The following is a 14,434-nucleotide window of genomic DNA, read 5'->3' as shown; positions in this document are numbered from 1 at the left end:
GCAGCCGATGGTGAACTGGATCTGGTTGTTCATGATTGTCGTCAGCGTGGTCTCTGCTGCGGTGACGGGTAAGCTCGAGGCGGTTACAGAAGCAGCGTTTGATGGAGCAAAGACGGGAGTGACGGTCAGTTTTGGCCTGATCAGCATTCTCGTCTTCTGGCTCGGCCTAATGCGAATCGGGGAGGATGCAGGTCTGCTGCGCGTACTATCTAGAATGCTCGGGCCTGCCGTCCGCTTCCTGTTCCCAGACGTTCCGCGTAACCATCCTGCTCTTGGGTATATCATGAGCAATATGGCGGCTAATCTACTTGGACTTGGCAATGCCGCAACACCAATGGGCATTAAAGCGATGCAAGAGCTGCAGAAGCTAAACCCGGATCAAGAGACAGCAACGCCGGCTATGTGTACCTTACTAGCTCTCAATACTTCCAGCATAACGCTTGTCCCGACGACGCTCATTGCGATTCGGCTTCAATACGAATCGGCCAATGCAGCCGAGATCGTCGGCTCTACAATCGCGGCAACAGCTGTTGCCACTGCCGCAGCCATACTTGCTGACCGTTGGTATCGCAGCCGAGCCTCACGTTCGAAGCGTCCGCCAATGACGCCTCCTTATACCGCACCTCCGCATGCAGGAAAAGGTGGTGAGGCGGTTGGTTGAATGGCTGTCAACATTATCGGTTTGGATGATCCCCGCACTTATCGTGTTCATTCCTTTATATGCAGCATTTAAGAAAGTACCTGTCTACGAGACGTTCGTCGAAGGGGCAAAGGATGGGTTTGGCACTGCCATTAGCATTATCCCGCATATCGTTGGGATGATGGTGGCGATTAGCATGTTCCGTGCTTCAGGTGCGATGGATATGCTGTTATCGGTGTTCAAACCATTGCTCGCACCGCTAGGTGTGCCTGCCGAGGTGCTGCCGCTAGGATTGCTTAGGCCGCTGACAGGTGCAGGTTCACTTGCCTATACAACGGATCTGATCAAATCATTTGGACCTGATTCGATGATCGGTCGGATAGCGTCAACGATTCAAGGCAGCACGGATACAACTTTGTATGTCATCACCGTTTATTTCGGTGCTGTTGGCATCCGCAAATCCCGTTATGCGTTGAAGGTTGGATTGTTCTCCGATCTTGTTGGATTCGCTGCTTCCATAGCGGTTTGCCTGCTTTTATTCAGCTAAGCGACCGTTGTAGGCGTGCGTCAATAAATTGTCAAATTTGAATTTTCCTCTAGCAGCAAGGCTGAAGCACAAGTGCGGGCGAGATGGCGTGATGGCCGTCAGCACCGACCTTGTGCTTTTTCGTGCTTAAAGTTAATATGGAGGGTGAGGTGAAAAAGTTGGAACGTTTACAGAAAATATTGGCGCAAGCAGGCATTGCCTCTCGGCGCAAATGCGAAGAGCTTATCTTGACTGGACAAGTGGAAGTGAACGGGGTCCAAGTCACGACGCTCGGTGCTAAAGCCGACCCGAATGAAGATGTGATTACCGTGAACGGGAAGCCGATTGAGACGGAAGCAAAGCTGTACATCATGCTGAACAAGCCGAAGGGCGTCATTACGAGCGCATCGGATCCGCAAGGCCGCAAGGTCGTGTCGGATTTTTTGGCAGGCATTAAACAGCGTGTCTATCCAATCGGACGTCTCGATTATGATACCGAAGGACTGCTTCTGCTGACGAACGATGGCGAATTCGCCAATCTATTGACGCATCCGAAGCACCACGTACCGAAGACTTATCTGGCAACGGTCGAAAAGGTACCGCACGGCGAGAAGTTGGATCAGCTTCGTAAAGGTGTGGAGCTGGAGGATGGTATGACGGCTCCGGCTGAAGTGGAGTATCAGGACATCGAGTTGGATAACAAGGAAGCGACGATCCGCATTACGATCTACGAAGGACGCAACCGTCAAGTGCGCCGGATGTTCGATGCGATTGGTCATCCTGTATTGCGACTGAAGCGGGTCAAATTCGGTGAGCTCGGTTTGCAAAATCTGAAGCGAGGCGGCTGGCGTCCGCTTACGCCGAAGGAAGTAGCAGAGCTTCGTGCAGAAGCAGCGAAGGCAGAAGGCAAGGAAAATCCAATTGCTTCGAACCGTAACGGTAAGAAGCCAGAATGGAAGCCGAAGCCGAAGCCGAAAGGTTTGAATACGGCGTCTACTGAAGCTCGCGAGGACCGCAAACCTGATCGAGCGAAGACATCGTCTTCCAGCTCGCGTTCGAGCAATAGTCGTTCCCGCAAGTCCTATGCAGAAGCTGCTATCGAGAAAGCAATTGGCAGTTATGAGAAGAATGCGAGTGCTGGGGAAGGCCGCAAGCGCAGCGCGCCTCAACAACAAGCTGCAAGCCAACCGAAGTCGGCGCGTGAGCGTGCAGCTGCTCAGCGTGAGGCTGCCAAAGCCCGGCAATCAGCGTTCAGTACGCGTAAACCGCAGCAGTCTGATTCAGGTCGAAGCGGCGGCAGATCACAGGATAGCCGAGGACAGGCGCCGCGTTCAGGTCAGCGGCCAGGTCCGTCAAGTAACGGCAGACCTACACGTACGCGTAAGGGGTAACTTGGTTCAGTAGTTTTATTGGTTCTATGACGGCATTGTTGCGAATGCCGTCGAATTTTTGTTCCAGATGTATTTTGAATGGATTGAAGGTTGGTTTGCAATCTACTAGAGGTGATTAGGCTTGGGCAAAAATCGGAAGCCGATTCAGATCGTCATCTTGCTCGGCGTCTTGCTGCTCGGCGGATATGCGATCGGCAAGACGCTGTTTGCGTCCGATGATGGTCGTCCGGAGGTCGGCGGGGCAGCGCCGAATTTTACGTTGCTTGATCTGGACGGTCAGTCGCATCAATTGGCAGATTATCAAGGGAAGGCAGTCGTCATTAATTTCTGGGGTTCATTCTGTCCGCCATGTGTCACGGAGATGCCGGAGTTTCAGCGTATGTACGACAAGTATAAGGACAAGTCTTTTGAAGTGCTGGCGATCAACCTAAGCGAGGATGATTTAACCGTCAACAACTTCGTCAAGGAGCGTTCGCTTAATTACCCGATTCTAAGGGATGCGAATCGAGTCATTGAGCGAAGGTACGGCTTATCCCAGTATCCGACCACATTCTTCGTCAAGCCGGATGGCACCATAATGGACATCTTCGTTGGCGGGATGAGTGAACAGGACATCGATTCGCGTGTCGAACAGCTGCTGCAATCCTAGTTGTTGATTTGACTCGTGATAAGAGTGAAGCGCAGAAGGAGGCTTTACGTTTTGTTTCAGAATACGAAGTGCGAATGCGGCCACCAGAACCCGCCGGACACGCTGCTCTGCGAGTCATGCGGCAAGCCGCTCGTAGAATCAGATGAACCGCTTGAGATGCGGTATGACGGCGTAGCTAGACGGTCACAGAAGCAGAATCCGAACCCGCTGGATCGGGTATGGAACTTTTTCTCGTCGGTTCGAATCGCCGTAATCATTATCATTATTACGTTGGTCGGCGCGTCTCTAGGTACGATATATCCACAGGGTAATGATGCTGATTATTACAAGGAAGCGTATGGGTGGAGCGGAGAACTGTATCATGCGATCGGACTATCTTCCATGTATGATTCATGGTGGTTCGTCGGCCTGCTCGTCATGATTGGTACGTCACTAGTCATATGCAGTCTTGACCGGGTGCTCCCGCTGTACCGTGCATTGAACAAGCAGCAGATTCGCAAACATCTGCAGTTCATTACACGTCAGAAGACATCTTACACCGGCTCGATTGAAGGAGATGCCGAGCAATGGGTTCAAACGTTCGGCAATCAACTGAAGCGTCGGCGTTATAAAGTACATATTAATGGCACCGCACTGTTGGCGGAGAAGAACCGATTCAGCCGCTGGGGCCCATACATCAACCATATCGGTCTAATCATTCTGCTGCTCGCGCTGCTCGCACGGACGATTCCGCACTGGACGGAAGAAAACACCATCGCCGTACGTGACGGAGAGACGGTTCAAGTGTCGGGTACCGACTACTATGTGAAGAACGAGAAATTCACTGTCGAGTATTATACTGAGACAGAACTGCCAGAACGGTTGAAGCAGCAGCAGCGGCCGAAGCTGTACGAGACCCACGCTGTGCTGTACGAATGCGTGAAGTCATGTGGCGAGCCAGGTATCGAGCCCGAGCTCAAAGAGGTCAAGCAATACGACATTACGGTGAACCATCCGATGAGCTATAGCGGCGTTAAACTCTATCAGATCGGTTACGATGATTCACCATTGCTGCAGTCGGTCAGCCCAGTTATTGAAGATGTGAAGACGGGTCAAACCTATGGGCCGTTCGAGCTTCCAATGAAGAATCCGAAGACAAACTTCGAGGTGGGTCCTTATACACTCGAGCTGAAGGCGAATTACATGGAGTTCGCTTTGGACGAGGATGGCAGTCCGATTACGAAATCGCGGGATCCGAAATCACCGGCTTTCATCTTTATTGTGAAAGGACCGGGACTGGACGAGAAGGGCGAGCCGTACATGTACTTCCCGCTAGAGAAAGATAAAGAACGTTTCAGTCAAGATCAAATTAACCAGGCAGTCGCATCAAAGGTACAAATCCGTGTCGATGGAATGGAGAATGTCAAGTTCAGCTCCTATACGAGCTACTTGTTAATCCGGGTCGATCGGGCGCTTCCTTATGTGTGGGTTGGCCTTGGCATTTGTATGCTCGGTTTGCTGATGGGAGCTTATTGGCATCACCGCCGTATATGGCTGCGGATTGATGACGGCAAGCTGTCGCTTGGCGCGCATACGAACAAAAACCATTTCGGCATGCGTTCTGAGACGGCTTGGGCGCTGGAGCAAATGGGCATTACGGTCGAGCGGGACAAGCTCGATAACGGGGGTTATAATTCGTGAGTTGGGTAGATTTTAGCGGACATGCATACTTAGTGGCATTCGCCTTATACTGTTTCGCGTTTATGTTCTATGTGATCGCCATTGCAGGCCAGCGCTGGAGCAATCGGGAGTCGAAGAATCATACGGAACGTTGGGGCCGTATTGCCTTCATTACCTCGTCGGCAGGCCTTGTTGGCCACTTGACCTTCTTCTTCACACGTTGGTATGGAAGCGGTCAGATTCCAACAAGTAATATGTACGAGTTTATGTCGTTCCTTGCGATGGCGATCATGATCGCCTTTACGATTATTTATTTGATTTACCGCAAGCCTTTGCTTGGTATGTTCGCAACGCCGCTTGCTGTTATTATCGTTGCTTACGCTTCAGTATTCCCGAAGGATGTGCAGCCGCTCATCCCATCGCTTAACTCGTACTGGCTCAAAATCCACGTTACGACAGCAGCTCTCGGAGAAGCGTTCTTCGCGGTCGGTTTTGCAGCTGGACTTATGTATTTGCTTCGTGTGGTCGATTATACTCGTAAGGATGCTAAAGCACGCAAAGAGCAGCGTTGGGTCGAGTTCACGCTTTATGTTATTGTCGTCGTAATCGGCTTTATCGCAATCGTATTTTCGTTCCGCGGCGCGGGCTACGAAGCGCATTTCACACAAGAGAATGTAACGGTTGACACATCAGGTCAGACGATTACTACGGTTGAGCAGGTGCAGTACGATTTGCCGCCTATCTTCAAGCCTTATAATAGCCAAGTTGTATCCGTTGATTCGTTCCTCGGCATGAACAAGCCTTGGTTCGAGACACCGTCTTGGATGAATGGTATCAACGCTGGACGGAAGCTTAATACAGTCATCTGGTCCATCATCGCGGGTACTGTCCTTTACGGGTTGCTCCGACTGTTGTTCCGCAAACCGCTCGGCGCGGTGATCCATCCGTTGATGGATGGCGTTAAGCCAAGCGACTTGGACGAGATCAGCTATCGTGCTATTGCAATCGGCTTCCCAGTCTTTACGCTCGGTGCACTCATCTTCGCGATGATCTGGGCGAACGAGGCATGGGGCCGGTTCTGGGGCTGGGATCCGAAGGAAGTATGGGCGCTTATTACTTGGTTGTACTACAGCGTATACTTGCACTTCCGTCTATCACGCGGCTGGCAAGGTCATCGCTCCGCATGGCTGGCCGTTATTGGCTTCGTCATCGTTTGGTTCACGCTAATTGGCGTAAACCTCATCATCGCAGGCTTACACTCGTATGCAGGTGTTTAACCATTTACTAAACGATAAAGGGGCTGTGTCTTCATGACAGATTACGCGCATCGCATTTTAGTTGTAGACGACGAAGAGCGTATTCGCCGCCTGCTCAAAATGTATTTGGAGAAGGAAGGATACGAAATCGAAGAAGCAGAGGACGGAGAAACTGCACTTCGAATGGCAGCAGGCAAAGATTATGATCTCATCATGCTCGACGTTATGCTTCCAGGTATTGATGGTGTGGAAGTATGCTCCAGACTGCGTCAGGTGAAAGCGACGCCGGTCATCATGCTCACAGCTAAAGGCGAAGAGATGAATCGCGTACAGGGCTTCGAAGCAGGTGCAGACGACTATGTCGTGAAGCCGTTCAGCCCACGCGAAGTCATCTACCGTGTGAAGGCCATTCTTCGCCGCTCGTCAGCTACTGCCTTCTTGACGAAGGAATCGAATTCGAGCAACAACATCGTGCTGCCGCATCTCATCATTGAGCATGATGCGCATCGTGTCATGGCTGGTGGACAAGAGGTCAGCTTGACGCCGAAGGAATATGAATTGCTGCACTACTTGGCTGTATCGCCGGACAAGGTGTTCTCTCGTGAAGAGCTGTTGAAGGACGTTTGGAACTATGAGTTCTTCGGCGATCTGCGCACCGTTGATACCCATGTGAAGCGTCTGCGGGAGAAGCTGAACAAAGTGTCAGTTGAAGCAGCCTCGATGATTACGACCGTATGGGGCGTTGGCTACAAGCTAGAGGTGTCAAAGTAATTGATGAAGTTAGGATGGCTTTTGCGAAGTGTAGTCGGCAAGCTATGGATGACCATTATCGTACTCGTTGCAGTCGTTCTGCTCATCCTCGGCATGTTCCTTCTTCAATATATCGATATCAACTTCCAGGACACGACTTCTCATCAGGTTAAAGTGTTGTTTATTGTAACGGGGATAATCGGGTTTATGTTATCGACGTTCTTTGCTTTCTTCCTATCGTCCAAAATCACGCAGCCGCTTATCGAGATGAAGAAGGCGGCTGCATCGATTTCAGGTGGCGATTATGAGACGCGTGTTCCGATACGTTCGACGGACGAGATTGGTGATCTGGCTCATGCGTTCAACCGCATGGCTAATGATCTCGATTCGCTCATTAAGGATTTAAGCCTCGAGAAGAATCACCTTGCGAGTATTCTTCGTAGTATGTCTGACGCTGTCATGACCTTCGATGCGGAAGGGAATGTGACGATGTCCAATCCGCCAGGCGACAAGCTGATGGCACATTGGAATTCGCTCGATTGGGCGGAGGATGAGGAGAACATCTCCCGTCCAGGTGTGCCGAAGCCGCTGTTTGAATTATTTGGCCACGTCATCACTGAAGGTGTGGACACGAGCGATAAGATTCACTTTCTCAGCGGTGTCTGGTCGGTCGTCATGGCGCCGCTCAAATCAAATGATTCCGTTCGTGGTGCGGTCGCGGTGGTGCGGGATGTAACCGAAGAATTCAAACTCGAGAAGCTGCGGCGTGATTTCGTAGCTAACGTCTCTCATGAGATCCGAACACCGCTGTCAATGCTTCAGGGCTACAGTGAAGCGCTGCTCGATGGCTTCGCAGATTCACCAGAAGAACGGGATGAGCTGGTCCAAGTTATTCATGATGAATCGGTGAGGATGGGGCGGCTTGTGAAGGACTTGCTTGATCTGGCACGAATGGAAGCAGGGCATAACGAGCTTAAGCTTATGCCATGTGATATTGATTCGCTGGTCAGACGTGTTCATCGTAAGTTTGCAGCCTATGCGAAGGATCGAGACATTCGTCTCTCGTGCGAGTTGCCGGAGTCTCCTCCTCTTAATGTAGAGGCTGCTGACGAGGATCGCCTGGAGCAGGTACTGACGAACCTTCTGGATAACGCAATGCGTCACACGCCAAGCGGAGCAACGATATCGCTGTCAGGAGATTGGGGAGTACCTGATCCGGGACAGACGGATCCGGCGTATGTTGTCCTTCGAATCGCGGATGAAGGGGAGGGGATCCCTTCCGATGATCTGCCGTACATATTCGAACGATTCTATAAGGCCGACAAGTCGCGTAAACGGGGCTCATCGGGCGGTACTGGTTTAGGACTTGCAATTGTCAAAAACATCGTAGAAGGCCATCATGGTCGAATACAGGTGGACAGCTTGATCGGCAAGGGAACGACATTTACTATTCTGCTGCCTGTCGATTTAAATCATCAGTTGTCAAAGCGCTCATCTTAATGAGCGCTTTTTTTGTTGGAAGATAGGAGTTAATCTTGTTCAACGTGGAACAAATACCGTTATTAAAGGTTAATTTTCTGTAAATTGAGCGGCTCGTACTCATACAATCGACAAAAAAATCGCCAGAAACATTACGTTTCTGGCGATTTTTCGATTTATTCTATTACAGGCTGATTACTTTCGCCTTGTGCAGTTCTGGCAGTGTTACAATATCATCGATGACCGATGCTGGTACTTGCTTGTCGACTGTGAGCACCATGAGTGCGTCGCCGCCGGCAAGTTTGCGACCAACTTGCATCGTTGCAATGTTGACATCGTTGTTGCCGAGCTTTGTACCGACGCTGCCGATAATGCCTGGCTTATCCGTATGCGACACGAGAAGGAGATTTCCTTCTGGTGCGACGTCAACAGGATAACTGTCAATTTGAACGATACGTGGACCGTAGCCTGTCATCAGTGCTCCAGATACTTTACGCTCAGCTTCCTCTGTGCGAAGGGTTACCGTCACGAGGTTCGTGAAGTCTTTCGCAACACTCGATTTGTTGACTACAACATTTACGCTGCGCTCTTTCGCCAGGTGCATCGAGTTAACAACGTTGACTTGGTCTGTGCCGAGGTGGTGAGCAAGCACACCGCGAACGACGTAACGATTAAGCGGCTGCGTATCAACATCAGCCAGATCGCCTGCATAGCTTATGACAATCTCTTTTACTGCGCCAGCCGTCAACTGCGCAATGAAGCTGCCGAGCTTCTCGCCGAGCGGGAAGTAAGGCTGTAGTACGCTGCGAACGTTCGCAGGGATTGGAGGCATGTTCACCGCGTTGATGAACGGCTCGTCGCGCAGAATGTGGAGTACTTGTTCCGAAACGTCGATTGCAACGTTCTCTTGTGCTTCGACCGTCGAAGCGCCAAGGTGAGGCGTTACGATGATTTTAGGGTTTGTCAGGAATGGGTGATCTTCTGCCGGTGGCTCAACTTCGAATACGTCGAACGCTGCGCCTGCAACGATACCTTGATCGATTGCTTCAACGAGAGCTAGCTCATCGATGATGCCACCGCGTGCGCAGTTTACGATACGCATGCCAGGCTTCATGACTTCGAATTGCTTGCGCGAGATCATGTGGCGCGTTTCTGGCGTCAGCGGCGTGTGAACCGTCATGAAGTCAGCGTTGCGGATGATATCGTCTACCGATGCAAGCTTAATGCCCATTTTCTCAGCGCGCTCTTCCGTCAGGAACGGGTCATATCCGAGAATTTCCATGCCGAATGCTTTCGCGCGTTTTGCAACTTCGCTGCCGATACGGCCCATGCCCATAACGCCCAGCACTTTGTTGCGAAGCTCAACGCCGAGGAACGATTTGCGATCCCATACGCCGCCAACCGTTTTCAGGTAAGCTTGTGGAATGTGACGTGCTACAGCCATCATCATTGCGAACGTGTGCTCACAAGTCGTAATCGTGTTACCGTCGGGTGCATTGATAACGATAATACCGCGTTGTGTAGCTGCTTCCAGATCGATGTTGTCAACGCCAACGCCTGCGCGGCCGACAACCTTCAATTTCTTGCCTGCTTCCATGATACGCGGAGTTACACGCGTTTGGCTGCGAACGAGAAGGGCATCGTATTCGCCAATGATAGCAACGAGCTCATCTTCGCTCAAACCTGGTTTTTTGTCTACCGCTACGTCTGCGGCATCTACAAGCTTCTGAATGCCGAGGTCACTGATTGGATCCGATACTAACACTTTAAACATGTGGAAATTGCCTCCTGTCTGATTGTAAAGAATGGTGTTGCGATAAATATGTAGGAAAAACTCCATGTAAGGAGTCATTCGACTAAAAATCAGTGATGGCGAATGGGTGGATTCGAACAAAGGTAGTTTTTCCGACAAGAAGAATAGTTGATCCATGTTTCCTGAAACGAAAACATATTCATTCTTATGCGGTAAAAAACATAACCCGATACGATAATGCAGCAGCGGGACGGAAGCATGTCCAAATCAAAATCAGTTGTGCATTCGTCATTTTCGTAATTGACATTTACTATTTTAGAGCAGTTGACAAGTGGAATGCAATGCCGAAACTTGCCGATCTGTGAATTTTCCGATATGATTCATTCAATGTCATAGGGAGGGGAAACGCTGTGAACCAATGGGAAAATATAGACGCCCATGCGCTTCTGAAGCTGCTTGCCGACGGTTCGCTCAAGCCTGATCAAATCATCGATGTTCGGGAGCATCATGAGTGGGACTATTACCGGCTCGATGGAACAACGCACATTCCGATGAGCATCTTTCCGGATCAGCTTGCTTCTTTAGCGAAATCAGAGCCATGGTACATATTATGCGCACACGGTGTTCGTAGTGTGGCTGTATGCCGTTATATGCAAGAAAACGGCTACGACACGCTCCACAATATAGTAGGAGGCATCGCAGCCGTTGCTGAACTTAAAGGATTTCAATACGACTGACATCGATCCAATTCGACGCTAAGCTTCATCTGTAAGGAAGAATGGCAGCTGCGGCAGCAGCTGCTTGGAATATTGGCTAACCATGCTGCTCTTGAAGTCACCGCTGCGAACCGCACGAGTATCGATCAACAGTTCCGTAATTGGACCAACAAGATCATATTTTAGCTTCTTTGCTTGTCCAGAGCTAATGAATTCATCAATACGGCTAGTCAGGTCCTGCGGGTAGTAGTTCACAACTGAACCGCTAGCTGCGATCAGGTCAGCACTCAGTTTGTTTTTTACGATTAGAGGAAGCGAGTTCCAGTATGATACGTTCATCGTATCTGGCAAACCTTTGGCTTGCGGGATATCAGGATTGATCGTCCTTGCCCATTGAACCATAGCACTGTAATAAGATTGCTGACCTTGCAGAGACTTAGCGACTGCTGCTTTATAATCGGCATCCTTATGCATCGCTGTGAGCACTTGTGCAACAGATTGAGCGTCTTTGCTGGTCGACAGTCGCTTGGACACGGTTTGGAACGAAGCGATGCTTTTCAGCAGCTGCTGTTGAGATTGCTCAAGCGGTGTAGAAATCGGCATGCTGACAGCAGAGATTTGATTGAATGTTTTTTGTGACATAGAAGCAAGTCGTTTCAATTCAGTTGGAAGATCGGTCGTTTGCTTTGTATTCGCGTTCTCGACTACGTTGATCCACTCGTTTTGAAATTCTCGGAATGGCATAAATACAGTGTGATAATACGAAACGAGATCCTGCTGCTGCAGTGTACCGGAGACGGTTTTCTTGTCTGTGGACTCTTTACTGGCTTCCAGTTGCGTTGTCGTTCGATTCTTACCCACTTCTACGCCGAAGAAGAAAGCACCTACAGCGCATATCAACATGAAAAGAAATCCTAGGCTAATAAGCATTTCAGAACGGGACAAGCTTTTATTCATTCGGATAAATCCCCTTCACAGTATGGTATAATTTATGTAAAATTTATGTATTAATTAATCGAATTTTGATGAAAGAAAGCGAATGTGGTATTAGTATAGGCGATTAAAGGAAAAAAGGGAATACAACGTTTACAGAACAGGCGGTTAGTTATGAAAAAAATTGACATCAAAAAAATTAAGCTTCGCCAGGTGTCTGTGGACCAAATCGATGACAAAGTTTTGTTAATAAACTTGTATGCTACGCAATTACTTACTCTTATTATCGGTATTGTGTGGTTATTATTTCAGCATCGCAACCCATTTCGTTTATTAGAATTTCCGGCGCAATCAAATTTCTGGATGTATGGAGTCGGTTTGACAGCAGTTGTCATCGCGGTAGACGTACTGATTAGCAGGTTTGTTCCTGAACAGGCGAACGATGATGGCGGCATAAATGAGCGCTTGTTTAGGAAGCGTCCGGTATGGCATATTGTATTGATATCTCTTGTCGTTGCAATTTGTGAGGAGATGCTTTTCAGAGGCGCGATGCAGCAAACGTTTGGTCCCTACTGGGTAAGTATTATTTTCGCAGCGATACATGTTCGCTATTTACGTCATTGGATCCCAACAGGACTCGTTTTCTCAATTAGCTATGGTCTGGGTTGGATTTACATCCAGAGCGGGACATTATGGGCACCGATTCTTACACATTTTCTAGTCGACACAGTTATGGGGCTCATTATTCGCTTTCGGAGGTACGATGAGGCATGAGCAGGATGGAAAAATACGGTTCGAGGCGAGCTCGAGCCAACTTGAGGCAGCAAGAGCCTAACGAGGAGACTCACATAGAGGAAGACGAAAACGGCCTGCCGCCTAGACGAAAGCAACATCCGTCTAATAAGCAGCAGACCGCTCAAATATTTTATAATGCTCTTATTTTTATTTTGATGATTCTCATCGTTACATTGTTCTGGTTTGGCAAGCAGTCGAACTCACCGTCCTAGCCATTTGGGCTAGGTCTTTTTTTATTATATAGCTTTATTTCACTGTTGATGCAGTTGCGGCTCCGTCCTTAGCGGCAGTTGTCGTTGCTGCAGCATCGGGATCTGTTTCAATAGTAGCCGGATCAATGAAGCCATATCCTTTAGCTTCCAGCTTCGTTAGCAGTTCATCAAGTGCCTCGATGGTCCAAGGAAGCTCGTGCATGAGAATGTTCGCGCCAGGGTGCAGCTGCTCTAGCACGTTGGCAATGACTGCGTCCGGCTTGTTTTTATTTTTCGTATCCCAATCCAAGGAGCCGTTCGACCAAGTCATGTACAGCATGCCGTTATCCTTGACGTAGGTACGGACATTGTCGTTGCCAGAACCGAAGGGGGGACGGAAAAATTTTGGCGCTTCCCCGATAATATCCTCAACTTGTTTGCTGACATCTCCGATTTGCTTCTCAATCGACTCCTTGCTTTCTTTCTTCAAATCAATATGATCCCACGAATGGTTGCCCACCGTTTGTCCGCGATCGTGAATGAGCTTGACGAGCTCAGGATGCACCTTCACACGATACCCGTTTACGAAGAAGATCGCTTTGGCTTTATGTTTATCGAGAATATCGAGCATCTCTGTGACCTGCTTCTCGTCTTTCGGACCATCGTCAAACGTTAGAAGCACAACCTTATCCGTTGTGGTTGTTTTGTCGATGGGAACGAATCGGTATACTTTGCTCATTTTATACAGCTTCGTTTGCTCTGCTTGCACAGGCTTCGTATCCTCAGGTGGTGCAGGATCAGTCGTCTCTGCAGCTGGTGGTGTCGTTGTAGTCGTGCTTCCAGTGGAGTCCGGTGCTGCAGCAGTTGTGTCAGGAACGGTCGCTTCCGACTGCTTGTCGGTTGCGTCTGACGGCTGTACGGCGGCTGGTGGTGAATCCGTCTCTGAGTTGTTCTTGCCAGCTGCTCCGCAGGCAGCGAGAGCAAGAGCAAGCGTGAGCGGAACAGATGCTTTCAGCATGCGTTTCATGGGGTTCGGACCTCCGTCTGATGAGTGTTGAATGAGCTGTAATTCGTTGCCCTTCATTGTATCATATTTTACTAAGCCAATCGTATGCGTTTTTTCCTGTATTTCACGGGGGTATCGATGAGGGTGAAGTGCAAACTAAGGACGGAACGTCTTAGTGATGGATATTGAATAGAAGGAGTCGATTCTAGGGTGAGAATGAGTGGATTTATTATCGGCGGCTTGCTCGGTATGGCCGCAGCCTTATATGCTTCCCGCAAACGTCCAGGAATGGCTGCATGGGCTGTTGATGCTACGGGCGAGATGATGTCATCGGCGAAGAACAAGTTGATCGGACGAGTCGTGCAGCGCAAATTCCGCTCATGGACCAAGGAGGCAGCTGATGTTACCCCAAAGCGGTCAGCCGCTTCCGCCGGCAACTCCGCCGCCGCATGGCAGCAAATCGGCGCGCTCATTGAGAGTGACCCTGAGGTGAAGCGGGAGACCGAGGCCATTATGAGATCGGCTTCAAGCGACAGTAATGGAAGCAGTGCAATCAATATGGGCAGCAGCTCAACTACACATTAAATTGAAGAAAATAAATAGATCAACCAAACATAGGATCAGTCTAACGTCAATACATTGACGAAAAGGGCTGATCCTTTTTTGTGTGCAATAGTGCATTCATAGGGC

At 49.6% G+C, this 14,434-nt stretch carries 13 protein-coding genes and 1 pseudogene; 11 read left to right on the top strand and 3 right to left on the bottom strand.

Annotated elements, in window-relative coordinates; translation table 11 throughout:
* The first annotated feature begins 7 nt into the window (after window positions 1-7).
* The 8 genes and pseudogenes from DFQ01_RS08280 (at window position 8) to DFQ01_RS08245 (ending at window position 8,371) form a co-directional block, all read left to right on the top strand.
* On the top strand, window positions 8-661 hold the full coding sequence (locus DFQ01_RS08280) for a nucleoside recognition domain-containing protein (protein WP_110043431.1): 654 nt from the start codon (window positions 8-10) through the stop codon (window positions 659-661).
* 25 nt (window positions 662-686) lie between these two features.
* Window positions 687-1,187, top strand: coding sequence for a spore maturation protein (locus DFQ01_RS08275; protein WP_245946586.1), 501 nt, complete (start codon window positions 687-689; stop codon window positions 1,185-1,187).
* 158 nt (window positions 1,188-1,345) lie between these two features.
* Window positions 1,346-2,047, top strand: a pseudogene (locus DFQ01_RS31540) (pseudouridine synthase); the annotation flags it as partial.
* A gap of 631 nt (window positions 2,048-2,678) precedes the next feature.
* Window positions 2,679-3,206, top strand: coding sequence for a redoxin domain-containing protein (locus tag DFQ01_RS08265; protein WP_110043428.1), 528 nt, complete (start codon window positions 2,679-2,681; stop codon window positions 3,204-3,206).
* A 51-nt stretch (window positions 3,207-3,257) separates the two neighbouring features.
* Window positions 3,258-4,886 (top strand): cytochrome c biogenesis protein ResB, encoded by a 1,629-nt coding sequence (gene resB, locus DFQ01_RS08260; protein ID WP_110043427.1) that lies wholly within the window; start codon window positions 3,258-3,260, stop codon window positions 4,884-4,886.
* Window positions 4,883-6,142: a cytochrome c biogenesis protein CcsA gene (ccsA, locus tag DFQ01_RS08255; protein ID WP_110043426.1), complete on the top strand. Its 1,260-nt coding sequence runs from the start codon at window positions 4,883-4,885 to the stop codon at window positions 6,140-6,142. Before resB ends, ccsA begins: the two co-directional genes overlap by 4 nt.
* 33 nt (window positions 6,143-6,175) lie before the next feature.
* Window positions 6,176-6,892, top strand: coding sequence for a response regulator transcription factor (locus DFQ01_RS08250; RefSeq protein ID WP_110043425.1), 717 nt, complete (start codon window positions 6,176-6,178; stop codon window positions 6,890-6,892).
* 3 nt (window positions 6,893-6,895) lie between these two features.
* Window positions 6,896-8,371 carry an ATP-binding protein gene (locus DFQ01_RS08245; protein ID WP_110043573.1) on the top strand — a complete coding sequence of 492 codons (1,476 nt, stop codon included), beginning with the start codon at window positions 6,896-6,898 and terminating at the stop codon, window positions 8,369-8,371.
* A gap of 163 nt (window positions 8,372-8,534) precedes the next feature.
* Here the strand turns inward: DFQ01_RS08245 and serA are convergent, their stop codons facing one another.
* A complete protein-coding gene (gene serA / locus DFQ01_RS08240; RefSeq protein WP_110043424.1) occupies window positions 8,535-10,124 on the bottom strand; it encodes a phosphoglycerate dehydrogenase in 1,590 nt (529 codons plus the stop codon).
* Window positions 10,125-10,513: 389 nt separating this feature from the next.
* Here serA and DFQ01_RS08230 point away from each other — a divergent pair, with 389 nt between their 5' ends.
* Entirely contained in the window at window positions 10,514-10,840 is a 327-nt protein-coding gene (locus DFQ01_RS08230; protein WP_110043422.1) for a rhodanese-like domain-containing protein, read from the top strand.
* Between the two features lie 18 nt (window positions 10,841-10,858).
* On the opposite strand, the gene DFQ01_RS08225 is transcribed toward DFQ01_RS08230, so the two are convergent.
* Complete coding sequence (locus tag DFQ01_RS08225; protein ID WP_146216845.1) at window positions 10,859-11,722, bottom strand: hypothetical protein; 864 nt, start codon at window positions 11,720-11,722, stop codon at window positions 10,859-10,861.
* Window positions 11,723-11,926: 204 nt separating this feature from the next.
* Between DFQ01_RS08225 and DFQ01_RS08220 the strand changes: the two genes are divergently transcribed.
* Window positions 11,927-12,526 carry a CPBP family intramembrane glutamic endopeptidase gene (locus DFQ01_RS08220; RefSeq protein ID WP_110043420.1) on the top strand — a complete coding sequence of 200 codons (600 nt, stop codon included), beginning with the start codon at window positions 11,927-11,929 and terminating at the stop codon, window positions 12,524-12,526.
* Window positions 12,527-12,793: 267 nt separating this feature from the next.
* On the opposite strand, the gene DFQ01_RS08210 is transcribed toward DFQ01_RS08220, so the two are convergent.
* Window positions 12,794-13,756 carry a polysaccharide deacetylase family protein gene (locus DFQ01_RS08210; RefSeq protein WP_174812747.1) on the bottom strand — a complete coding sequence of 321 codons (963 nt, stop codon included), beginning with the start codon at window positions 13,754-13,756 and terminating at the stop codon, window positions 12,794-12,796.
* A gap of 198 nt (window positions 13,757-13,954) precedes the next feature.
* On the opposite strand from DFQ01_RS08210, the gene DFQ01_RS08205 reads away from it, so the two are divergent.
* On the top strand, window positions 13,955-14,329 hold the full coding sequence (locus tag DFQ01_RS08205) for a hypothetical protein (RefSeq protein ID WP_146216844.1): 375 nt from the start codon (window positions 13,955-13,957) through the stop codon (window positions 14,327-14,329).
* The last annotated feature ends 105 nt before the right edge of the window (window positions 14,330-14,434 follow it).

Source organism: Paenibacillus cellulosilyticus (genome assembly GCF_003182255.1).
Classification (GTDB): domain Bacteria; phylum Bacillota; class Bacilli; order Paenibacillales; family Paenibacillaceae; genus Paenibacillus_T; species Paenibacillus_T cellulosilyticus.
This window is presented reverse-complemented; position numbering and strand designations above follow the sequence as displayed.